Consider the following 21,243-nt stretch of genomic DNA (forward strand, 5'->3'; position numbering starts at 1 on the left):
ATGGGCTCCCACCACCGCGATCGCTGCCGACTGCTGACAGAACTCGGCTGGGGAAAGGGACTGGTGACGCTGGCCTGTCTGGTGCTCCTCCTGCCCGCGCCGCCGGCCTCGGCAAGTGACGGGCCCACCGTCAGTGCACAGGTGGCACGGCTCTATGAAGAGGCGTCAGAGGCGGCGGCGTCGTACGAGCAAGGCAGACGCGAAGCCGACGCCGAGCGGGCCCACACCGAGGAGTTGGAGGAGCGGCTGTGGCAGGCGCGCCGTGAACTTGGGCGGCTGCACGACAGGATCGGCATGGTCGCGCGCGCCCAGTACCGCAGTGGCGGGTCCCTAGCGGTCACGGCGAAGCTGCTGCTCGCAGACGATCCCGAGGAGATGATCCGGGGCTGGCAGCTGGCCCTGCGGATGGAGCTCGCGGTGAACCGGCTGCTGGACGACGCCAGACAGGCCGAACGCCGCAGCGCCGAAGCCGAGCAGAGGGCGCAGGAGGCACTGGAGGTTCTGGAGGTGCAGGCCGCGCGCCTGGCCGAGATCAAGAAGAAGATCGAGACCAAACTGCAGGCGGCGCAGTGGATGCTGCAGGACAAGGCCAACCGCAGTGCCGCGGCCGGTCAGTGCGCGGGAGCGGTGCGGTTTGACCAGTCGGAGTCGCCGGACGGCTCCCAGTGGGTCGCGCCGGTGCGCAACTACTCGCTCTCGGCCGGTTTCGACAAGGCGGGTGAACGCTGGGCGAAGCGGCACACCGGCCAGGACTTCGCCGTCAGCATCGGTACTCCGGTGCGGGCCGTCGGCAACGGCCGGGTGGTCTCGGTGTCCTGCGGCGGGGGCTTCGGCATCGAGATCGTCATCCAGCATGAGGACGGCTGGTACACGCAGTACGCCCATCTTGCCGCGGTCACTGTGGACCAGGGGGAGTCGGTGAACGCCGGGCAGTGGATCGCCCAGTCGGGAACCACGGGGAACTCGACCGGCCCGCATTTGCACTTCGAGACGCGGGTCACCCCGTATCTGGGGTCGGGGGTGGACCCGGTCGGGTGGCTGGCGGACCGCGGGGTCTTCGTCTGAGCGGTCCGCTCCCCCGAGCCTCAGGCCTGGAGTGCGGCGAGAATCTCCTCGATGACCACGGCGACCCCGTCCTCGTTGTTGGCGACGGTACGCCCGGACGCCGCGGCGACGACTTCCGGGTGGGCGTTGCCCATGGCGTACGACCTGCCCGCCCAGGTCAGCATCTCCACATCGTTGGGCATGTCCCCGAAGGCCACGACCTGGTCCGACGAGATCCCGCGCTCGGCGCAGCAGAGCGCGAGCGTGGACGCCTTGGAGACACCCTTGCCGCTGACCTCCAGCAGGGCCGTGGGGCTGGAGCGGGTGAAGGAGGCGATGTGACCTGCGGCTGCCCTCGCCAGAGCGAGGAAGCCGTCCGGGGCCAGTTCGGGATGCTGGGCCAGCAGTTTGAGCACCGGGGCGGTGGAGTCCGGGCCGTCGTCGCTGAGCAGCTTCTCGGCGGTGGCGACGGTGGCGCCCGGGTCGAGATGGAAGGGCGGGTAGTCCGGCTCGTAGTGGATGCCGGTGCTCAGCTCGACCGCGAAGGTGGTGCCCGGTGCGGCGTCACGCAGGGCCCTGACGACCCTGAGTGCGGTCGCCCGCTCCAGCGGCCGTGCCTCGATCAGTCTTCCTCCGGCATGGAGATCCACGACCGCGGCGCCGTTGGCGCAGATCGCCAGGCCATGACCGTGGACATGGTCGCTCACGACGCCCATCCACCGGGCCGGGCGGCCGGTGACGAAGAAGACCTCGATGCCGGCGTTCTCGGCGGCCGCGAGCGCGGCGATGGTCCGGTCCGAAACGGACTTGTCGTCGCGCAGCAGGGTGCCGTCGAGGTCGGTGGCGATCAGCCGGACTACGGCGGGGAGCGGCTGGGTCTCGTTCGCTGAGGTCACACGCGCATTCTCGCGTACCTCCCGCACGTGCGTGCGGGAGGGTGCACATATGAGTACGCGCATGGAGACTCAGAGTGGTTGTCGCGGGCAGGGTGATCGGCACCAGTCGGGTACGGACAGGGCATCTGCCGGGACGTCTGTGCGAGGGACGTAGGCTCGACTCCGAGAACCTGAGTCTGAGCACTGCGATTCTCCCCGTCGACCGCTGGCACCACGGAGGCCGCCAGAAGTGGCGGCGGGTCGAGGAACTCGGGTTCCGTGCCGCCCACACGCACGACCACCTGTCGTGGCGCACCTTCCGGGACGGGCCGTGGTTCGGCGCACTGCCCACGTTCACAGCCGCTGTCAGGGCCACCGGCCGGTTGCGACCGGGCACACCCGCGACCTCAGTCAAGCCTCGTTCACCTATCACGGTCTGACCGGAAAACTCGGGGGTTCGACGGGCATGGCGATGTGGCCCCTGGGGCTGTGCCGACGGGGTTGAGGGGCGGTGCGGTGGTGTGTCAGGCGCCTGCCGGGGTGAGGGTGACGTCGTGGCCGAGGGCGGTGAGCTGGCGGACGAGGTCGCGGGTCTTGCGGGCGGGATCGAGGTTCTTGGTGTGCCAGTCGGGGCCGAGGTCGCGGTAGCGGGCGGTGGGGTCGTTCAGGAGGTGCCAGACCGTGACCAGGATGGAGCGGGCGACGGCGACCAGTGCTTTGAGGTGGCCTCGGCGTTTGACGATGCGGCGGTAGCGGGCGCCGAGGAAGGTGTCGGTGCGGGCGGCGGAGATGGCGGCTTCGCCGAGTGCTCCGCGCAGCCAGGGGTTGCCTTTGCCGGCGGGTCCGGAGGTGTTCTTCGGGCCGGACTGGAAGGTGCGTGGGGATAGGCGGGCCCAGGAGGCCAGGTGGTCGGCGGTGGGGAACACGCTCATGTCGGTGCCGATCTCGGCGAGGATGACCTGGGCGGTGGCCGGTCCCACCCCGGGGATCTCGTCCAGGCGCTCGACGTCGGTCAGCGGCATCAGCATGCCCTGACCGGGCCGGTCGTCGTCCCTGTCACCGTCCCTGTCGTCGTGGGTCGTGGACAGCTCGGTGAGACGGGTGGTGATGCGGGCGGTGAGCTTGTCGATCTGCATGGTGAGGTAGTCGACGGTGTCCAGCAGCATCCGCAGCATGAACGCGTGGTGTTCCTCGAACCCGCCCGCCAGTGCCTCTTGAAGGGCCTGGGGGCTGGCTTTGATGGTGCCGTGTGCCAGGTCGGCCAGGGCCCTGGGGCTGCGTTCGCCCGCGATCAGCGCCTCGAGCATCGCGCGGCCGGAGACGCCGAAGATGTCGGAGATCACCGAGGACAGCTTGATCTGCGCGTCCTCCAGGAGCTTCTCCGCGCGCTGCTTGTGCCGGGTGCGCTCGTGGGTGAGGACCGCGCGGGAACGGGTCAGGTCCCGCAGCTCCCGCACCGGCTTTGGCGGCACGAACGAGGCTCTGAGCATGCCGCGTTCGGCGAGCTTGGCCAGCCACACCGCATCGAGCCTGTCGGTCTTCGGGCGGCCAGGCACGTTCTTCACGTCACGCGCGTTGACCAGCCAGCATTCAAGCCCCCGCGCCTCCAGGAGAAAGAAGAACGGCTTCCAGTACGTCGAGGTCGCTTCCATGACCACCCGGGTGACGCCCTGGCATATCAGGTGGTCCGCGAGATCCAGGATGGCGCCGCTGGTCGCGGCCACGTGCCACACACGCTGTACTCTCCGGCCGGGCTTGTCCTCGTGCGGCACCCGGGTGCACACCATCCCGGATGCCTTGGCGATATCGATCGCCGCGACCCGCTCCACCAGCTCCGGTCCCTGCTCGCTCTCCTCGGCATCCGTCTCCGCCACGGGCGCGTGCCCCTTCCCCCTCGTTCCGTTCGTACAGGCGGCGCCCGCCCCAAGGGGCCACGGGGAAGACGAAATCTGACCGGCGTGCTCTACGGCAACAAGGCAAGGCCCCGCAGCGGCCCCTGCACCAGACTGACCTACGGGCTTGGTGTCCCAACGAGCAACCGGAGTCGGCGAGCGGGCGCCGCGATCATGTTTTCACGCCGGCAAGGCGTTCCCCGACAGGGACCAGAAGGGCTGACCGGAAAACTCGGGGGTTCGACGGGCATGGCGATGTGGCCCCTGGGGCTGTGCCGACGGGGTTGAGGGGCGGTGCGGTGGTGTGTCAGGCGCCTGCCGGGGTGAGGGTGACGTCGTGGCCGAGGGCGGTGAGCTGGCGGACGAGGTCGCGGGTCTTGCGGGCGGGATCGAGGTTCTTGGTGTGCCAGTCGGGGCCGAGGTCGCGGTAGCGGGCGGTGGGGTCGTTCAGGAGGTGCCAGACCGTGACCAGGATGGAGCGGGCGACGGCGACCAGTGCTTTGAGGTGGCCTCGGCGTTTGACGATGCGGCGGTAGCGGGCGCCGAGGAAGGTGTCGGTGCGGGCGGCGGAGATGGCGGCTTCGCCGAGTGCTCCGCGCAGCCAGGGGTTGCCTTTGCCGGCGGGTCCGGAGGTGTTCTTCGGGCCGGACTGGAAGGTGCGTGGGGATAGGCGGGCCCAGGAGGCCAGGTGGTCGGCGGTGGGGAACACGCTCATGTCGGTGCCGATCTCGGCGAGGATGACCTGGGCGGTGGCCGGTCCCACCCCGGGGATCTCGTCCAGGCGCTCGACGTCGGTCAGCGGCATCAGCATGCCCTGACCGGGCCGGTCGTCGTCCCTGTCACCGTCCCTGTCGTCGTGGGTCGTGGACAGCTCGGTGAGACGGGTGGTGATGCGGGCGGTGAGCTTGTCGATCTGCATGGTGAGGTAGTCGACGGTGTCCAGCAGCATCCGCAGCATGAACGCGTGGTGTTCCTCGAACCCGCCCGCCAGTGCCTCTTGAAGGGCCTGGGGGCTGGCTTTGATGGTGCCGTGTGCCAGGTCGGCCAGGGCCCTGGGGCTGCGTTCGCCCGCGATCAGCGCCTCGAGCATCGCGCGGCCGGAGACGCCGAAGATGTCGGAGATCACCGAGGACAGCTTGATCTGCGCGTCCTCCAGGAGCTTCTCCGCGCGCTGCTTGTGCCGGGTGCGCTCGTGGGTGAGGACCGCGCGGGAACGGGTCAGGTCCCGCAGCTCCCGCACCGGCTTTGGCGGCACGAACGAGGCTCTGAGCATGCCGCGTTCGGCGAGCTTGGCCAGCCACACCGCATCGAGCCTGTCGGTCTTCGGGCGGCCAGGCACGTTCTTCACGTCACGCGCGTTGACCAGCCAGCATTCAAGCCCCCGCGCCTCCAGGAGAAAGAAGAACGGCTTCCAGTACGTCGAGGTCGCTTCCATGACCACCCGGGTGACGCCCTGGCATATCAGGTGGTCCGCGAGATCCAGGATGGCGCCGCTGGTCGCGGCCACGTGCCACACACGCTGTACTCTCCGGCCGGGCTTGTCCTCGTGCGGCACCCGGGTGCACACCATCCCGGATGCCTTGGCGATATCGATCGCCGCGACCCGCTCCACCAGCTCCGGTCCCTGCTCGCTCTCCTCGGCATCCGTCTCCGCCACGGGCGCGTGCCCCTTCCCCCTCGTTCCGTTCGTACAGGCGGCGCCCGCCCCAAGGGGCCACGGGGAAGACGAAATCTGACCGGCGTGCTCTACGGCAACAAGGCAAGGCCCCGCAGCGGCCCCTGCACCAGACTGACCTACGGGCTTGGTGTCCCAACGAGCAACCGGAGTCGGCGAGCGGGCGCCGCGATCATGTTTTCACGCCGGCAAGGCGTTCCCCGACAGGGACCAGAAGGGCTGACCTGTGGAAACAGGGCAAGGAGCGGCCGTCGGCGCTCAGATCGGCTCGACGGCGATGCGAGGGAGGCACAGCCGGCGGAGGTCATCCGTGTCGCTCGTGATCACAGTGACATCGCCGTGCTCCAAGTGGGCCGTGGCCGCGAGCATCGCATCGATGGCGTACTTGTGGCCGTGCAGGCTTTCTGCTGCGAGCACTCTGCATGCCGCACGCGCGATCTCCTCCGTGACCGGGCGCACCTTGGCCAGGGAAACGGCATGGTCGAACGCCGCCTGCGGCACCTTCGGGTCGCGTGCCTCCACCAGAGTGGCGGCGCTCGTTACGACGAGCAGGTCCAGTCTGCGAGCGACGTCCAGCCATACGGTCATATCGCGGTGCCGACGGAAGAGCTTGGAGAGGGCCTCGCTGTCGAGAACGAGGGTCCCGCTCATGCGGCGTCCGCCGGGGCGGACTCACCGCGGCGGGCTGCGTGATGGGCACGGATGCGCTCGGCCTTGTCCGACACCTCGGCAGGGTCGACAGGGCCGTGCTCCGCTTCAGCGGCGGCGATGTACTCGTCGATGGCCTCGCGCTGGAGCTGCCGCTGCACGGCCTCCTCGATATAGGAGGAGACGCCTTGCTTGCCGGCGCGCGCGCGGATCGCCTCCAGGGTCTCGGCTCGCAGGGAGACGCTGGTGACTCGGGTCTTGCCGGGGCGGGGCGTGTCCATAGGGGAAGTGTAGTACATGACCTATTAACCCGTCGGCGACTCCGCGGTGACTACCGGCTGCGCACGTATCTGCGCGAGGAGTCGATCGCGCCGTTGCCGTTGAGGAGGTCCTCGGCTTCAGCAGGCGGAAGGACCAACTCGTCGCCGCCGCAGAACTCGACGAACGCGGCCCGGTCCTCCCGCATCCGCTGTCACCCCTGCTCGATCTTCTGGGGGTTGCGGAAGACCAGCTCGGGTTGGCTGGTGGCCAGTTCGAGCGCCGCCTGAGCGATGTCGCTGGCACTGGACCTGGGGTAGTACGACATCGCCCCGGACACCAGCCACGCGCCGCCGACCGACTGAACGGCCGGCCCAATGGCGGTACGCCTCGATCCACTCCACACCTTCGGGCGCAGGGGCGGGCAACGGCAGGTCAAGGATGCCGATCGACTGCCGGACACGGCCACGCGAGCACAGGGCGACGATTCTGCCGTCCGGCGTGAGGGCGACGCCGCACACCGTCACCTCGACGCCGGAGAACCACGGTGACGAAGGGCAGGCCGAGGCGCTCCTCAAGTATGGTGAACAGACCGGTCCGCTGTTCGTCCTCGCCGTAGGCGTCCACTGTCGCCTCTTCGATCACGGCCTCGATTTCGGCCCTACCCCGTGTGCCCATGACGCCACGGTAGCGACGCCCATCGCGACGCCGTCGTGGCTTCCCGAATCTGCTTCGTCGGTATACCCGTGGTGTCCGTGGCAGTGGAAAGGCCGCGTATGGTCGAGGCCATGCGTCTGAGCACGGTGATCCTTCCCATCCACCGGTGGGCCGAAGGACAGAAGATCTGGCGGCGGGCCGAAGAACTCGGGTTCCATACCGCGTACACGTACGACCACCTCTCCTGGCGGACCTTCCGGGATGGGCCGTGGTTCGGTTCCGTGCCCACCCTTACGGCCGCCGCGATGGCAACGCAGAGTATCCGCTTGGGCACCCTTGTGACCTCAGTCAAGCCTCGTTCACCTATCGCAGGCTGACCTGTGATTTTGGCGTTATCTGCTGGAGTGGTCACCGCCCGAGACGCTGATAACGCTGCCTTCCGTTCCGCTTCCAGCAGCCATCCGCTGTCCGGGTAGCTCCAGCGTCGAGCCAAGTACCGCCTCGGGGAACGGAACCACACGCGCCCGAGACAAGCTGATCACGGCGACCACCACGGTTGCCAGAACAGTGGCGGCGAGTGTCCCCCCAGGGGCTGTCGTCCATCCAGACGCCTGCAGACCGATGGGCCCGCCAGAGGTCAGAGCAGGCAGCGCGGCCAACAGTGCCGCACCGGCGGCCCACCGCCGCTTGACCCGATAGCCGGAGCACGCCGCAGCAGACATGGTCGCGAGCAGAATCGCGGCGAGGAGTGGCGCTCCAGGTGAGCGAACATGCCATGCCGGGTGCAGATCCGACAGGATCCGCAACCACAAGGCTCCGTAGAAGGCGAGCACGGCGCCGATCGCCAACGACAGGGAAGTGGTGGTTCGATACTCGGGTGGAACAATCCTGACAGGCGGGTCGGCCTGGAGTTGCCCTCGCAGCTCCGCGTCGAGCAGGGCGACCATCTTCCGGTGGCTTCGCCGACCGCGCCAGGTGAACACAACGCTCAGCACCACCGTCATCAGCCCGAGGGGCAGCCACCCTGCGAGGACCGCCTCGACCAGGGTCGCTCCACGCGCCATGCGAGGTACCAGGACAGCGAATGCCGCCCACAGCATGAGGACTGCTTGAAAACAGCGACGCCGGTCATGCTGCTTGCGCAGGGCCCGCTCGTAGCGGGCAACTGTTTCCATCCACCTGCGTCCTCCAAGACGCCAGCGAGTTGAAGATTCGACGTCCATGAGCAGCCCGGCTGCCAGGCGGCGAGTGAGCAGTCCCTCGCCGTCGAAGTACGTCGTGTGGTCGCGCAGTGGGTGTCCCAGGACCGGTGTGGCCTCCTGTTCCACTCCCGCAGGGAGCGTGGGCAGCAGCATCCTGCCCACCATGTCGTGCTGGCTGCTGTACTCATGCCACTTCAGAGGCTTCGCCCCGTTGGGCGTCGGGAGGACGAACGGCGCCTTCGCGTCGGGCGCGATACGGAACTTGATGATCAACCCGCACGCGACGGTCAATGCCCCGCTTACGGCGATCGCTGTCCACCTGTCCCAGGTCATGTCGCCCACGAGGAGAATGCCCGACTGAATCCTCTCCAACGACTCGGCCACGCCTTGCATCATGGTCGTACCGAACTCGGGGGACTGCGCGGCCAGTGGAAGGGCCAGCGATGACGTGGTCGCCGTCAGTTGCATCAACATGCCTGCTGCTACTGCGGAGTTGCTCGGCTCGAATAGCGGTGAGGTTCCCCAGGCCAAACAGATGGAAGCGAGAGGCAACACCCATGCCACGGCTGCGACAAATGGCCGCCTGGCCTGCTGAAGGATCCAGATGGGCTTGAGCCCTGATCCAACCCCCACCAGCCGAATTACCTTCCGCTGATTACGGCCTCCGTGGCGAGCCATGAGCTGGTGGGCCAGGAAGCCCCCTTGAGAGTGAGCGACGATCACGACCTTGTCGCAGCGCTCTCGCATCCAGCGCAGTCGATCTTCCAGATAGTCGAGCAGTTTCTCGCGCTCCTGGTCCCGGACGGCTGCCGTGATCACGTGATCGGCAACGTTCAGGCGAGTGCTCAGCAGGACTACGAGTACGCCGGCGGCACCGCAGGCAACCCAGGGGTGCTCCGAGAGTAGCGCCATGAATGCGGCCAAGAGCATGAGCGAAGTGAGAAACCGCCAACCCATGCGCCCCATGTCCGGACTGGTGAGAAAGCCTATGGGCCACAGCCCATTGCGGATGGAACGAAAAAAGGTGCTCTTGGAGGAGGTCTCGGTCGGCACCCAGAAAGAGCGGTCACGGCGATCTGGCCCGACCAGGAGAAGCACCGCAGGCAGACTTCGCACGAGGTAGGTCAGGGTCAGCAGCCAGCGGAGGTACCAGGGGGGTCGACGGAAGCGGTCCGACCACACGGCCTCCGCGATGAGCACCGTTGCCGCTCGGTGCCCGGGGATGGTAAAGCTGACGGTCGCGTGAGCAGGAGACCCGAGCGGCCACTCGGCAGAGCTCTCTCGGCACTCCGCCGTGTCCGTCCAGGTGACCGACGACGCGCCATGAGCTTTGGCGAGTGGGGCCACGATGGTCTTGCCCATGTGGCGCAGGACCGAGCGTTCGGAGTCGACGCCCCGATGTTGGTTGCCGACTCCGTGCACAACGAGATAGCCGACGCGTGGCTTGCTGGTGCCCTGCCTGCGGACCTTTTGCTGCGTGGGGTTATCTTCCACAGACACCCCCTTGCGACGAGCTTTGCCCACCTCAGTCTGACCGCGCCGCCGTCGTGACTGCTTCATCGCGCTCCTTGTCGATCGTGCCGAGCCAGGAGCGATCATTCAGCATCACGGACACCTGCTGCATCCGTACGGATACTCAAAGCAACTCAGAGTGCTGGTGTGCCGGGCAGCGTCAGCCGAGCCGGGCTGCGGCCTCGTCGGCGATCTTCTCGAAGACCGATCAGGTCCGCAGAGAAATCCGAGTCGGGGATCGGCCTAATCCGCCAGGAACGGTAACTCCGAGCTGTGCACGCCCTCAGGCACGAGCCGGTTACTCCGCCGATCTGGCGATCCACCGGGCCACACCTTCGAAGGCATTGAGCGCCCGCGCGTCATGTGGCCCAAAGAGGTCCTGACAGTCACGGCCGAGGCGGTTGTACAGGGCTGCGGCCCCTCGTGCGTCGCCAGACTGGCCAGTGAGTTCGGCATGCTCTATGCGCGTATCGATCACTGCATGGCCATACGGCCCGAACCGGAGTTCCAGTTCGAAGATGCGGCGATCCAATTCCCGAATACGCTCCGAATGGCCAGCATTGCTGTCCACGGCGTCAAGCGCCTGCCCCCGCCCCATCGCAACGGCTACCTCCTCAGCGCCCAAGGAGTGCTGGATATCGCTCATCACCACGGCAACCGCTTCCGCGCTTCGCGGGCGCTCTCCTGGATCCTTGGCCAGGAGGATTCGGACGATGAGGTCGAGTTGATCGGGCACGCCTGGGCGGTGGGCGCTGGGTGGTGCCGGCGAGTTGTCTTGGTGCATTCTGCCCACGGTCATGGGGTCGTCCTGCGGGCTGCCGAAGGGCGGGCGCCCCGTCAGCATCTCGTACAGGACGCAGCCCACGGAGTACAGGTCACTGCGCACACTGCCCGGACTACCGGCCCACCTCTCGGGCGCTTTGTACAGCGCGGTTCCCACACCAGTGTGGGACTGGGTGACATCGGCGAAGGACGCGAGCCCGAAGTCCACGATCTTCACCTCGCCCGCGTTCGTGATCATGATGTTGTCGGGCTTGATGTCATGGTGGAGCACCTTGCGTGAGTGCGCGGCGTCCAGGCCCTCGCAGATCTCCCATGTCCACCTCACGGTTCGCTCGAGCGTGAGAGTAGGCCCTTCCTTCAAATGGCCGGCGAGCGATCTGCCCTGGATGTACTCCATGACGATGTAGAGCTCACCCTCGTGTTCGCCCGTGTCGTAGATCTGCGCGACGTGGGTATGGCTGACCCGTGCCATGGCAACGCCCTCCCGCCCAAACCTTTTCACCGTCCAATCGGTGAACTCCGTGGCGGCTCCCTGCTGTCGGAGACGTCGTCGTGCGAGGAACTTCAGGGCCACGGTGCGGCCGAGCTTCGTGTCCTCGGCTGGCCAGACGTCACCCATGGCACCGCTGACCGCGCGGTCCTTCACCTTGAAACGGCCGCCGATCAGCTTGGAGGTGTCCATCTGGTTCCGTTTCCGCTCCCTGGCAGGATCCCGACGTAAGGCGATCAGTCCCGCTTCTGACTCTCTCCCCAACGAGTGAGGAGATCCAACTGCTCCACGGCCTCGTGCCAATCCTCGAGAAGGTTCTCGCACTGGCGGAGCGCCTTGTCCATTGTTGCGACAGCCTCGTGTCGCAATCGGTCTCCCTGATCACGTACGCGCCTCCTGCGGAGCGGGACGCTTCCAAACTCCCACCCCGCCCCCGTGAACAGGCCGATCGTGAGCAGCGCGAAGATCCATCGCGCCGCGCCGTCGACGAACGGCACCACCAGCGCCAAGGTGAAGGTGCCGATCACCAAGGCGGCGATCACACGTGGCCATCTGCGTACTACAGCGTCCGACCGGACCTGAGTCTGTCGCTCGATGTGCGTGGCGAGTTCATCGATAAGCCGGCCCGGCTGCACCATCAGCTGCGGGTCCGTCGGGACGGAGCAGTCCCAGCCTGCGACGCTCAACGTGATGTGACGCGGAAGGCGATCTCGGGAGGCGGTGACGAGGCGCTGTGCAGCCTCCTCCAAATCCGGCCAGATGGCCCGCAGGGCCATGCGGCGAGCCGGTTGGCCGAGCCGCACTTCGTCTGGATCGAAGACAGCCTGATCGAGGAGTGTCATGAGTGCGACCGGGGCTGCGTCGGGGGTCAATGGCGACTCGTGCGCCCGGTCGGCTGCCACAAGGTCGCCGCCGTGTTCGATGACGCGCTCGAGTCGTCGCATCTTCTCGCGCATGTCTGCTTCATCCGGCTCGAGTTGGTCGATGAGCCGTTCAAGGGCGCTCTCCACATGGCCGCCACTGCCGACCGGCGTGTCGACCTCGTCGGCCCCGTCGAACCCATCCGGAAACATGTACTCGAGGTGGGTCAAGGTCCTGTCGGGCACGGTCGACAGTTCCCAACCGCCCCGGAGTACCTCCCACTGGTCTCCGCATGTCTTGCGCAGAGCTGCGTACCGATTCTCAGTAAGGCGACCGCGGAGGGCCAGCAGCCGGGACTCCAGGGGGGAGCCACCACCCCTGCTGGGCGATGCATGCTTGGTGCTTGAGAGGGGTGAGCCGCCTCGGTTCCATCGCGCCATGGCCTGCTGGGTGTACCCAAGCGCTTTCTCGCCCAGTTCCTTGCCGGCGATCGCGTCCAGAACGACCAAGAAGTCCTGGCCCAGTTCATCGGGGTCGAGCGACTGGAGGTAGAGGTCCATCCATGCAGCGGCTTCGGTCTCGTCTCCGAGGCGAGAACACGTCAACGAGAAGAAGAGATTGGCCTTTGCGGCGTCCAAGGCGCAGGCGTGCGCCCGGGCTCGCTCACCCTGCTCTTCCTCATTGCGGAACTTGGCTGCGACCGCCATGGTGGCAGGCGCAAGCCAGTACGTCGGTTCGAGTAGCAGTCGCTCTTCGGAGCATGCCCGCACGGTGGCTGTGTTCACCACGTTTCTGTAGACGGCCTGCGCGGTGAGGGTGTGCACAAGGCCGCGGGCCAGGGCACGGGTCTGCTTACGTTGTGCGAAGTTTGCGTGCCACTCAGTAGTTAGACGAGACAGTTCCGCCTGGGCCTTGGAGACTTCCCGGTCGCGTCCGTACTGTTCGATGAAGGTGTCGAGCGTCTGGCGTGTGTCGGTGACCGCGCTCTCCAGCCCTGCGATCTCCTGCCGCACATTGCTGACCTCACCGCTGAGCCTCACGACGTCCGCTTCCACGTCGTGCAGCCCCTCCCTGAAGACGTCCAGCGTCTCCTCGTGACGCCCTTGCCTCTCCCTTATGCCTTCGATCCGTTCGCCGATTCGCTGAAGTGCCGAGTCCAGATCAAGCTCGTCGTCCATGACATCCCCAGAGGTCATCACCACCTGCGGTGTGCGCCTGCTCATTGTCGACTCCGCCTGGACAACCGTGGAGCAACTGGCTTGATTCAATCCGCAATTGAGCTGTTTCGGCCACTGTCAGTGTGGGGTGGCAGTATGGCGTGTCACGTGACCAGACCGACCGAACGGGAGCGCACCGTGCGCGAGATCGTCTATCTGTCGGAAAGCAAACTGCGGCAATTCGTACCTGCGCCACGGCGTGTCCCGCGTACGGGTGCTCTCCGTGTGACCACGCCGTTGGGTGGCATCGACATGGACGCGCCCGCGGCAAACGCGGAGCAAGGGCAGCTACGGCACCTTCGCGATGTATCCAAGCACGTTGAGCTTATGTCGGATTGGTACGCGCAACCTGACCTGCGTCCTGGCCAGTGGGTGCAGTTCGAAGCACCACTTCGTTGCGTGACGCTCGGTGGCGCTCACCAAGATCTCGTACTGTTCGTGGACCCTACAGGCCGAGGGAGAACAGGCTCCGTAGCGGACGAGGACTGTCGTCTGCTCATGCATGGGTCGGTCCGTCATCTCAGAGGCTGGACCCCGATGTCAGTAGACGGTCCCGCGCTGGAAGTGGAGAACTCGGCCTCCAGCCTGGGGACCGCATTCGTCACCAGGGCCGGGCAGGTCGTGGAGGCGCTCACCAGGCACCGCGACCCGCTGCCACTGGAGCAGACTCCATCCCGGGAAGCGGTGCGCCTGCACCGCCAGGGCGTGCAGGAGCTACTGGATGCGTTGGACGATGAGGACGACAGCATCGACACGTCGGCGATGATGACTGGGTACGCACGTGTCACAGGGCTCCTTTCGAGTGCCGGTGCCACCTCTCGGTGCGTCGTGGCGAGCCCCCTCGTCGTGGAGTACGCGGCAGCCGACTCTCTGAGGGATCCCGTGTGATTGAACGGCGACTTTGCGTGCCAGGAAGCTGAACCAGGATGTCAGCGAAGCTGCTGGGCCTTTCCTCCTGGCAGCGCAGTCATTAGCCGAGTTGCTTGAGACCTTCGGTGACGATCCGCTCGAAGACCGCGTGGTCAGCAGCGAAGTCGGAGCCCGCGATCGGCCAGTGGATCACGATCTCCGTGAAGCCGAGCTCCTGGTGGCGGCCGGCGAAGTCGACGAAGGCGTCCACAGACTCCAGCGGTCGGCCCCGGTCCGGGGTGAAGCCGGTCAGCAGGATCTTGTCCAGCTCGGCCACATCCCGCCCGGACTCGGCGCACGCCTTGCCGAGCTTCTCGACCTGGGCGCGCAGGGCCGCCACCGACTGCTCCGGGGTCCCCTCCTCGTACAACTTCGGGTCGCCCGTCGTCACCCACGCCTGCCCGTACCGGGCGGCCAGCCGCAGCCCGCGCGGCCCGGTCGCCGCCACGGCGAACGGCAGTCGCGGGCACTGGACACAGCCTGGGATGTTCCGCGCCTCCTCCGCCGTGTAGAAGTCGCCCTTCTGCGAGACCGCGCCCTCGGTGAGCAGACGGTCGAGCAGCGGCACGAACTCGCCGAACCGGTCCGCCCGCTCCTTCGGCGTCCACGCCTCCTGGCCGAGCGCGGTGGCGTCGAAACCGTTGCCGCCCGCGCCGATGCCGAGGGTGACCCGCCCGCCGGAGATGTCGTCGAGCGAGATCAGCTCCTTGGCGAGCGTCACTGGATGCCTGAAATTAGGCGACGTGACGAGGGTTCCCAGGCGTAGGCGGTCCGTGGCCGTGGCGGCGGCGGTAAGGGTGGGCAGGGCGCCGAACCAGGGGCCGTCGCAGAAGGTCCGCCAGGAGAGGTGGTCGTAGGTGTACCCGGCGTGGAAGCCGAGTTCCTCAGCGTGCTGCCACTTCGCACGGCCTCCCTCGTGCCAGCGGTCGACGGGAAGGATCACGGTGCTCAGGCGCAGGCTCATGCCACCGAGCCTACGTCGGACCCTGGGGTGTTCCCGTGCGACTCCGGAACGTGACGTCCTCACGCTGCGGCGATCCGGTCTGGTGCGAGGTGGGTGGTACCCGACGGAGCCGTCTCAGTGTGGCGACCAGGCCCGCCGATCGCCTGGTGCCGACTCATTGCGCGGCGGTGACCGACCACCCATGGCGTGAGAAGGACGGGCCTCCGTCCCGGTACGCTGCCAGGGCCTGCGTGGGGGTCGGGAACGCGGGGGTGGGCAGAAGGCTCGCGGTGACCCACTCGGCCGTCAGGTGCTTGTCCGGCTCGGTGTTGGTCAGCTCACCGGTCCACGTGTCGGTGGCGAAGACGAACAGGACGAACTGCCCGGCCTGGTCCGAGCCCTGTTCGACGTGGATGACGTGGACGAGAACGAGATCCGCCGGGTCGACGAGCAGGCCGGTCTCCTCCTGGAGTTCGCGGGCAGCGGCCTCGTCGACGGCTTCGCCGGGTTCAGCTTTGCCACCGGGGAGGGTCCAGGCCGGCTGCGGGGACCAGTTACGGGCGGTGTAGAGAACGGCGGCGATCGTGTCGGCGTGCTTGTCATGGACGATCACACAGACTGCGTTGCGGCTGTTCATCACGCTTGTGTTGATCACGTGCCCACTCCTCGTCGACGTGCCGGAAGGTGTCGGTGGTCCTGGCGGGCGGCTCGGACCGGCCGGGCCGCTCGAAACGTGGGGGTAGGTGCTGCTCAGCGCCCGAGTGTGAGGCGATCGGCGTTGACGCGGGAAAAGATCAGGTCGGTCATGTGCTTCGGGGTCTCGGTGCACCGGACCGGCGGCTGCGGTCGGCGCATGGCCCGGGGGTAGGTGGCCGGGTCGTAGTCGTTGGTGAGCGTGTACGCGTGGAAGCCGTGCTCGTGCAGGGTGTCGATGATGTCGGCGACACTCTCGCCCTGCTTGGCAAGCAGCTTTGGGGTGACTTCCACGACGAGTTCCGCGTCGTTGCGCAGGTACGTGAGCGCGGGTAGCAATCCGCGGATGGCTGCTGCTTCGGCGCCTTCGACGTCGATCTTGATGATCCGGGTGGTGGCGAGCTCGGCCCTGCTGACCAGGTCGGTCAGGGGTGCGGTCGGCACCTCGAAGGCCATGTGTACGTGGCGGGGCTGGACGGCGGTGGTGTGGCCGAGGTTGGCAGGGTCCTCCAGGTACAGGGTCAGCGTGCCGTGGGTGTCGGAGGCGGCGGAGCGTACGGCTCGGATGTTGGTGCGGTGGTTGGCGGTGGCCGCGGCGGTCAGGTCGTCGTGGAACTGCGGGAAGGGCTCGATGGCGACGACGTGGCCGTGGGGGCCGACGGCGTGGGAGGCCAGGAGGCTGAAGGCGCCGCGGTGGGCTCCGACGTCGATGAAGGTGTCCCCGGGACGGAGCCGGGCGCGTAGGAAGGTACTCAGGTTCGGTTCCCACTCGCCGAACAGGTACTGGTAGCGCTGGATGACGTCGCTGGTGGTGACGCCGATCTTGTCGCCGGTCCGCAGCCGGACGGTGGTGTGGACGGGATGGGTTCGCAGGTGCTCGTCGAGGAAGCGGCCGACGAGCCCGGCCTTGGCCACCGTTCCGGGGGCGTGGCGGACATAGGCCCGCAGTGAGCGGGCGAGTGCGGAGGTGGACACGGGCGGCTCCTTCGGGTGGTGGTGATGAGGAACGGGGTCCTGGGCCGGCCGGCGGTGGCAGACTGGCCAAGGAACGCTTGTGATGTTGAGGGGAGTTGGCGGTGGCCGAGCGCACTCCGGTGGTGTTCCTGCTGGTGGGGCTCACCGGTTCGGGGAAGACCACCTATGCCCAGCGGAAGCTGGAGCCCGAGGGTGCTGTGCGGCTATCGGTGGACGAGGTCCTCTATGAACGGCACGGCCGGTACGGCGTCGACTACCCGGAGAACACCTACTTCGAGAAGGAGGCCCCGGTCGTCGCTGAGCTGCACGAGCGGCTTGCTGAGCTGGTCGCGGGGGGCCGGGATGTGGTGTGGGACCACGGGTTGTGGCCGCGTAAGGACCGCGAGGCGATGAAGGAGCTGGTGGAGTCGGCCGGCGGGCGGTGGCGGCTGCTGTACTTCCCGGTTGTGCGTGACGAGCTGCTGCGCAGGCTGGCGGAGCGCAACGACCGGGAGGACGCCAACGCGCTCGTCGTGACGCCAGAGGCTCTGGACGACTTCTTCGCCCGCTTCGAGGCGCCTCAGGGCGAGGGCGAGGAAATCGTGGAGCCGGGCTGGCTCTGAGCCGTGTGCGGCCGCCAGGTGGTGGCGATCTTGGCAGCTTCGGGGGCCCAGCCGTCCGGCAGGCGGTCGAGGGTGACGCGGCGGAAGGCCAGACGGGGATCGGCGACGTCGATGCGGCCGTTGTGACGGTCGATGTGCTGCAACAGGCGGGACGCCTCGCTGCGGACGGCCGGAGTGTGCTCGGCCCACTCGCCGGAGGTGAACAGATCGACCCGCCGGCGCAGGTCGTCCAGGACACCCGAGCGCCACTTGAAGTGGTGCACGCACGCGAGCGTGTCCGAGTCCGGCTTGTGGTCCGGTGCCCGGTGGTTGCCGGACGCCACGGTCACCGAGGAGTGGGCGAGGACGATCTTGCGGGGGTCGCCCTTGAGGAGCCGGCGCGTGAGGTGCCCGCCGAGCGGGAAGGCCCGGTCCAGCCCGATCTCCGGGCGCCACAGGGCCAGGCGGCCGTCGTTCGTGACGCGGTCGAGCATCAGCCCGCCGATCACCTTGTGCCTGGCGGCCTCGGCCCGGGCGATCATCTCATCGAGCGGGGCGGGGTAGGTCTGGAACTCATCGGAGTCGGCGATCAGGTGCCAGCCGGTACCGGCCTGCTCGCGCAAGGCGTCGCGGAGCTGGGTGTTGATGTGCTCATGCCACGGCCCGGTGCTGATCTGGGCGGGGACGATGCCGAGGTCGTGGCTGGCCGCGATGAGCTGGTGCCGCCAGGCGTCGGGGACGTGGTTGGGGAAGTGGAAGGCGAGCAGGAACCGCTCGATGCCGAGCCGGCGGTAGTGGGCGATCCAGGCGGCCAGCAGGGCCGGTTCGACCGGCCCGACGACCGCGACCAGAGTGGGAGGAATGAACGTCATCGGCGGCACTCCTTGGTCAGACGGGTGTAGGTGTCGGTGAGGAAGGCGGCCTGCCCGGCCGCCGAGTTCATGTCCAGTGCCCCGGGCGCCGAAGGTCCCGGGCGAACGGGCGCCTGGTCCGTGAGGTGGTCCAGCGTCTTGGCGAGGGTGTCCGGATCACCGGCCGGGAAGATCCGGACCCATGGTTCCCCGTCGAGGCGGGCGGTCAGCTCGGGGTCGTGTGCGGAGACGATCAGCGGGACGGCGAGGCGGGCGGCGTCCATGACCAGTCCCGATTCCTTGCCCACGCCGGGCTTCCGGGCGACGAGGGCCGCGTCGGCGGCGGCGTAGACGAGTCGCAGCACCTGATCACCGACCGGTCCGGGCACGGTGTGAAGGCGGACGTTGGGGAGTTGGTGCCAGCGAGTGAGGACGGCGTCGTCCAGTGGAGTGCCGCACACCAGGACGTGCAGGGGGGTGGTGAGACGGGCGAGGGCGGCGTCGATGGTGGGGATGTCCTTGTACGGCCACCAGCCGCCGACCACACACACCGCCGTCGCGTCGGTGGGGATGGTGAAGGCGGTGCGGGCGCCGTCGCGCTCGGCGTCGGTCAGCGGGCGGCCGTCATCAACCGCGAACGCCCGCACCTCGCCGGGAAGGTCAAGAAAGGCCGGTGCGACCTGGTCGCGGACGGCGGTGGTCGGGTACAACGCGATCACGCGCTTCTCGCCCGCGCGGGCAAGCCGGCCCAGCCACCGGACCAGGCGGTCTTCCGTCGTGACTACCTCGTGGATGAACCGCAGGTGCGGGGTGCCGCCGAGCAGGGCGGCCACGCCGTGCAGGGCCTCGCTCGCGCTGAGGATCACCACCGCCGAGGCCCGCGAGGCGAGGTGGCGTGCGGTGCGAAGGCAGGCGGCCTCGGTCAGGCACCGGGCGAGAAGGGTGACCTGGTGCGGGGACCTGCGGACCGCCAGCGGCCAGCGTCGGGAGGCGAAGACCTGCTGGCCGGCGGCGGAGACCCGTGCTGCCGCCTTCGCGGCAGCCAGAAGGATCTTCGCCGCGGGCCCGGCCGGACCGACGGCGACCTGGGTACCGGCCCGCACCAGCGGGCCCAGGTCCTCGCTCAGGCCGCCCGGGGCGATGAGGAGGCTGTCCGGCCACGCGGCGGCGAGCGCCGCCAGCGTGCGCTGGTGGTGTCCGCCGACCCGGTGCGCGTACGGCTCGATCAGCACCAGCCGTCCGGGGGCGGTGTTCATCCGGTGACCGCCTGCTCGCCGTACAGCGTGGTGAAGTGCTGGTGCAGCCAGGGCGGGTCGTTGAGCGCCTCGAAGCGCTGCGGGTCGCGGGCTGCGGCCTTGGCGAAGCCGATTCCGTCGCGGGCCCCGGCCGCCGCGTAGGCGGCGAATTCGCCGTCACGACTGGCCGTCCAGGCGGCGATGCGTTCCTGGGCGGAGGCGTCGGTCATGCCGTACTCGCTGCCGCGCGCGAGCATCGCGCACTCGCGGAAGCCCGCCTTCCACGCGTGGAACGGGCTCTGGTTGAACCGCGTGACCCCGGCGGTCTGGCGGCAGAACTCGACCCGGCCGGGCAGTGCGGCCAGCACGTCGACGGCCTGGCCCATCTCCCTCAGCGCCGAGCGGCGGATCAGTTTGAGCCCGCCGTAGCCGTAGGTCAGGCCGTTGACCGGGTTGACCGCCTGCCATACCCGCATCGCCACCCCGTCGGCCAGCGGCTGGACCGCGGCGGTGGGGAATTCGGGGTCGATGGCGAAGTCACCGTCGGCGAGGAAGAACTGCTCGGTGTCGACCAGCTCGGCCGTGAGCCGGTAGGCGCGTCGCATCCCGCGTACGCCGTGCAGGCGCTTGACGGTGCCGCCCAGCACCCGGGTGAGGCGGGTGTGCAGGGAGCCGGCCAGCGGCTCGTCGTAGGAGAGCTGGACCGCGTCGAAGCCGGTCACTTGATCGCCTCCAGGTAGCGGGCGGCCACCACGGCGGGCGTGAGGTCGGCGGTGGAGGCGTACGCGCGCTTGGCGTGCACCAGGTAGAACTCGGCGTCCGTGGCGAGGCGCTCGGTGATCTGGACGGCCTGCTCGTCGGTGCCGAACAGCAGCTCGTGGTCGATGTGCTCGGCCAGCCAGCCGGTACGGGGGCCGATCACGGGCAGACCCATGGCCTGGCAGTCGATCACCGACATGGACCAGGGGCAGCCGGGTCGGAAGGGCGCGATGCCGAAGTGGGCGCCGGTCAGGAGGTTGCGGTAGCGGATGCGGTCGCCGCGGTCGGAGGCGATGGTGACGCCGTCCGTGGTCGCCAGCTCCTCCAGGTGCTGTTCGGGGCTGGGGTCGAGGCGGATGCGCTCGGGGCTGCGGGTGCCGAACAGGTCCATCACCGTGAGCCGTACCGGGGCGTCGGCGACGAGGCGGCGGGCGAGCTGGGTGAAGCGGGCGGTGCCGTAGTGCTTGTACAGGCGGTGGTTGTAGATGCCGGCGGCCCTGCCTTCGGGCGGGGTGATGTCGGCCGGGTCGCGCACCAGCCGTACGTCCCTGGGGGCGGGGACGATGTGCAGCTTGTCGCCGAGGTCGACGCCGGTGCGGGCGGCGGCAGCGGTGGTCCAGGAGGCGGCGGTGGAGGAGTGGACCAGGATGCGGTCGCAGGCCGCGAGGCCGGCGGCGAAGGCCAGCAGCACGCTTCGGCCCAGGTCCCGGTCGTTCATCGCCGGGTCCAGCTCCAGGACGCCGGTGTCGGTGAAGGAGTACGGCAGGTAGTGGCAGTAGCCGGCGATCAGCGCGTCCACCCCGGCTTCCAGGAGCGCGGCCCGGATCGCGGGGGCGGCCTCGACCTGGTTGGCCACCACCACCTCGGGCCGCCGGTCGCGGATCAGGGTGACCAGGGCGTCCATGCCGGGGTCGAAGCGGGCCCGGTACTTGGTGGACGGCGAGGCGGTGGGCGCGAAGTGCACGCGGGTGTCGCCGACTGGGACCGGCGAGACCACGGTCACCTCGGCCCCGGCGTCGGTCAGAGCCGGGGCGAGCATGTCGGCAAAGGTGTAGCCGGAGTCGGCGGACAGCTGACTGGAGTTGGAGACGTTGAGCAGATACAGCACGCGCATCGCTGGGACCCTCCTGGTTTGGGCCCGGGGGTCGACCTGGGCCGGTAGAGGAAGGAAACTGGCGACCGG

19 protein-coding genes and 2 pseudogenes are annotated in these 21,243 nt (G+C 68.3%); 5 read left to right on the forward strand and 16 right to left on the reverse strand.

Annotated features, from left to right (window positions below; translation table 11 throughout):
- A complete protein-coding gene (locus V1460_RS00930) occupies positions 1 to 1,065 on the forward strand; it encodes a peptidoglycan DD-metalloendopeptidase family protein (RefSeq protein WP_338671537.1) in 1,065 nt (354 codons plus the stop codon).
- A gap of 20 nt (positions 1,066 to 1,085) precedes the next feature.
- On the opposite strand, the gene V1460_RS00935 is transcribed toward V1460_RS00930, so the two are convergent.
- Positions 1,086 to 1,940 carry a Cof-type HAD-IIB family hydrolase gene (locus V1460_RS00935; protein ID WP_338671538.1) on the reverse strand — a complete coding sequence of 285 codons (855 nt, stop codon included), beginning with the start codon at positions 1,938 to 1,940 and terminating at the stop codon, positions 1,086 to 1,088.
- A 170-nt stretch (positions 1,941 to 2,110) separates the two neighbouring features.
- Here V1460_RS00935 and V1460_RS00940 point away from each other — a divergent pair.
- A pseudogene (locus V1460_RS00940) lies at positions 2,111 to 2,356 on the forward strand (hypothetical protein); the annotation flags it as partial.
- An 87-nt stretch (positions 2,357 to 2,443) separates the two neighbouring features.
- On the opposite strand, the gene V1460_RS00945 reads toward V1460_RS00940, so the two are convergent.
- The 5 genes from V1460_RS00945 to V1460_RS00965 form a co-directional block, all read right to left on the reverse strand.
- Positions 2,444 to 3,793, reverse strand: a complete 1,350-nt coding sequence (locus tag V1460_RS00945) for an IS110 family transposase (protein WP_338671540.1) — start codon at positions 3,791 to 3,793, stop codon at positions 2,444 to 2,446.
- Between the two features lie 325 nt (positions 3,794 to 4,118).
- The gene (locus V1460_RS00950; protein WP_338671540.1) at positions 4,119 to 5,468 is read right to left on the reverse strand and encodes an IS110 family transposase; all 1,350 of its coding nucleotides are present in this window, start codon (positions 5,466 to 5,468) and stop codon (positions 4,119 to 4,121) included.
- Positions 5,469 to 5,744: 276 nt separating this feature from the next.
- A complete protein-coding gene (locus V1460_RS00955) occupies positions 5,745 to 6,137 on the reverse strand; it encodes a PIN domain-containing protein (protein ID WP_338671541.1) in 393 nt (130 codons plus the stop codon).
- A complete protein-coding gene (locus V1460_RS00960) occupies positions 6,134 to 6,415 on the reverse strand; it encodes a hypothetical protein (RefSeq protein WP_338671542.1) in 282 nt (93 codons plus the stop codon). Before V1460_RS00960 ends, V1460_RS00955 begins: the two co-directional genes overlap by 4 nt.
- A 50-nt stretch (positions 6,416 to 6,465) precedes the next feature.
- The gene (locus V1460_RS00965) at positions 6,466 to 6,600 is read right to left on the reverse strand and encodes a hypothetical protein (protein WP_338671543.1); all 135 of its coding nucleotides are present in this window, start codon (positions 6,598 to 6,600) and stop codon (positions 6,466 to 6,468) included.
- Between the two features lie 580 nt (positions 6,601 to 7,180).
- Between V1460_RS00965 and V1460_RS00970 the strand changes: the two are divergent.
- Positions 7,181 to 7,417 (forward strand): annotated as a pseudogene (locus tag V1460_RS00970) (LLM class flavin-dependent oxidoreductase); the annotation flags it as partial.
- Positions 7,418 to 7,441: 24 nt separating this feature from the next.
- Here V1460_RS00970 and V1460_RS00975 read toward each other — a convergent pair.
- From V1460_RS00975 to V1460_RS00985, 3 genes are all read right to left on the reverse strand, one after another.
- Positions 7,442 to 9,811: a hypothetical protein gene (locus V1460_RS00975; protein ID WP_338671546.1), complete on the reverse strand. Its 2,370-nt coding sequence runs from the start codon at positions 9,809 to 9,811 to the stop codon at positions 7,442 to 7,444.
- Positions 9,812 to 10,061: 250 nt separating this feature from the next.
- On the reverse strand, positions 10,062 to 11,228 hold the full coding sequence (locus V1460_RS00980; protein ID WP_338671547.1) for a serine/threonine-protein kinase: 1,167 nt from the start codon (positions 11,226 to 11,228) through the stop codon (positions 10,062 to 10,064).
- Between the two features lie 44 nt (positions 11,229 to 11,272).
- Positions 11,273 to 13,075, reverse strand: coding sequence for a hypothetical protein (locus V1460_RS00985; RefSeq protein WP_338671549.1), 1,803 nt, complete (start codon positions 13,073 to 13,075; stop codon positions 11,273 to 11,275).
- Between the two features lie 135 nt (positions 13,076 to 13,210).
- Between V1460_RS00985 and V1460_RS00990 the strand changes: the two genes are divergently transcribed.
- Complete coding sequence (locus tag V1460_RS00990) at positions 13,211 to 14,002, forward strand: SAVMC3_10250 family protein (protein ID WP_338677843.1); 792 nt, start codon at positions 13,211 to 13,213, stop codon at positions 14,000 to 14,002.
- Positions 14,003 to 14,084: 82 nt separating this feature from the next.
- Here the strand turns inward: V1460_RS00990 and V1460_RS00995 are convergent, their stop codons facing one another.
- From V1460_RS00995 to V1460_RS01005, 3 genes are all read right to left on the reverse strand, one after another.
- On the reverse strand, positions 14,085 to 14,987 hold the full coding sequence (locus V1460_RS00995) for an LLM class flavin-dependent oxidoreductase (RefSeq protein WP_338671550.1): 903 nt from the start codon (positions 14,985 to 14,987) through the stop codon (positions 14,085 to 14,087).
- 154 nt (positions 14,988 to 15,141) lie between these two features.
- On the reverse strand, positions 15,142 to 15,621 hold the full coding sequence (locus V1460_RS01000; protein ID WP_338671551.1) for an NUDIX domain-containing protein: 480 nt from the start codon (positions 15,619 to 15,621) through the stop codon (positions 15,142 to 15,144).
- A 95-nt stretch (positions 15,622 to 15,716) separates the two neighbouring features.
- Entirely contained in the window at positions 15,717 to 16,634 is a 918-nt protein-coding gene (locus V1460_RS01005) for an FkbM family methyltransferase (RefSeq protein ID WP_338671552.1), read from the reverse strand.
- A gap of 101 nt (positions 16,635 to 16,735) precedes the next feature.
- On the opposite strand from V1460_RS01005, the gene V1460_RS01010 reads away from it, so the two are divergent.
- Positions 16,736 to 17,236, forward strand: a complete 501-nt coding sequence (locus V1460_RS01010; protein ID WP_338671553.1) for an ATP-binding protein — start codon at positions 16,736 to 16,738, stop codon at positions 17,234 to 17,236.
- On the opposite strand, the gene V1460_RS01015 is transcribed toward V1460_RS01010, so the two are convergent.
- From V1460_RS01015 to V1460_RS01030, 4 genes are read right to left on the reverse strand one after another with little or no spacing between them, the layout of a single operon-like run.
- Positions 17,194 to 18,087, reverse strand: a complete 894-nt coding sequence (locus V1460_RS01015; protein WP_338671554.1) for a glycosyltransferase family 2 protein — start codon at positions 18,085 to 18,087, stop codon at positions 17,194 to 17,196. The genes V1460_RS01010 and V1460_RS01015 overlap by 43 nt on opposite strands.
- Positions 18,084 to 19,322: a hypothetical protein gene (locus V1460_RS01020; RefSeq protein ID WP_338671555.1), complete on the reverse strand. Its 1,239-nt coding sequence runs from the start codon at positions 19,320 to 19,322 to the stop codon at positions 18,084 to 18,086. The genes V1460_RS01015 and V1460_RS01020 overlap by 4 nt, the downstream gene beginning before the upstream one ends.
- On the reverse strand, positions 19,319 to 20,023 hold the full coding sequence (locus V1460_RS01025; RefSeq protein ID WP_338671556.1) for a hypothetical protein: 705 nt from the start codon (positions 20,021 to 20,023) through the stop codon (positions 19,319 to 19,321). The genes V1460_RS01020 and V1460_RS01025 overlap by 4 nt, the downstream gene beginning before the upstream one ends.
- Positions 20,020 to 21,174 (reverse strand): glycosyltransferase family 1 protein, encoded by a 1,155-nt coding sequence (locus V1460_RS01030; RefSeq protein WP_338671558.1) that lies wholly within the window; start codon positions 21,172 to 21,174, stop codon positions 20,020 to 20,022. Before V1460_RS01030 ends, V1460_RS01025 begins: the two co-directional genes overlap by 4 nt.
- Positions 21,175 to 21,243: the final 69 nt, after the last annotated feature.

It is taken from the genome of Streptomyces sp. SCSIO 30461 (assembly GCF_037023745.1).
Classification (GTDB): Bacteria; Actinomycetota; Actinomycetes; order Streptomycetales; family Streptomycetaceae; genus Streptomyces.

What these genes read in the sequence shown, in the direction of transcription:
- V1460_RS00930 (WP_338671537.1), top strand. Translation starts at nt 1, where the DNA reads ATGGGCTCCCACCACCGCGATCGCTGCCGACTGCTGACAGAACTCGGC.
- V1460_RS00955 (WP_338671541.1), bottom strand. Translation starts at nt 6,137, where the DNA reads ATGAGCGGGACCCTCGTTCTCGACAGCGAGGCCCTCTCCAAGCTCTTC.
- V1460_RS00960 (WP_338671542.1), bottom strand. Translation starts at nt 6,415, where the DNA reads ATGGACACGCCCCGCCCCGGCAAGACCCGAGTCACCAGCGTCTCCCTG.
- V1460_RS00965 (WP_338671543.1), bottom strand. Translation starts at nt 6,600, where the DNA reads ATGCGGGAGGACCGGGCCGCGTTCGTCGAGTTCTGCGGCGGCGACGAG.
- V1460_RS00975 (WP_338671546.1), bottom strand. Translation starts at nt 9,811, where the DNA reads ATGAAGCAGTCACGACGGCGGCGCGGTCAGACTGAGGTGGGCAAAGCT.
- V1460_RS00980 (WP_338671547.1), bottom strand. Translation starts at nt 11,228, where the DNA reads ATGGACACCTCCAAGCTGATCGGCGGCCGTTTCAAGGTGAAGGACCGC.
- V1460_RS00985 (WP_338671549.1), bottom strand. Translation starts at nt 13,075, where the DNA reads ATGGACGACGAGCTTGATCTGGACTCGGCACTTCAGCGAATCGGCGAA.
- V1460_RS00990 (WP_338677843.1), top strand. Translation starts at nt 13,211, where the DNA reads ATGGCGTGTCACGTGACCAGACCGACCGAACGGGAGCGCACCGTGCGC.
- V1460_RS00995 (WP_338671550.1), bottom strand. Translation starts at nt 14,987, where the DNA reads ATGAGCCTGCGCCTGAGCACCGTGATCCTTCCCGTCGACCGCTGGCAC.
- V1460_RS01015 (WP_338671554.1), bottom strand. Translation starts at nt 18,087, where the DNA reads ATGACGTTCATTCCTCCCACTCTGGTCGCGGTCGTCGGGCCGGTCGAA.
- V1460_RS01020 (WP_338671555.1), bottom strand. Translation starts at nt 19,322, where the DNA reads ATGAACACCGCCCCCGGACGGCTGGTGCTGATCGAGCCGTACGCGCAC.
- V1460_RS01030 (WP_338671558.1), bottom strand. Translation starts at nt 21,174, where the DNA reads ATGCGCGTGCTGTATCTGCTCAACGTCTCCAACTCCAGTCAGCTGTCC.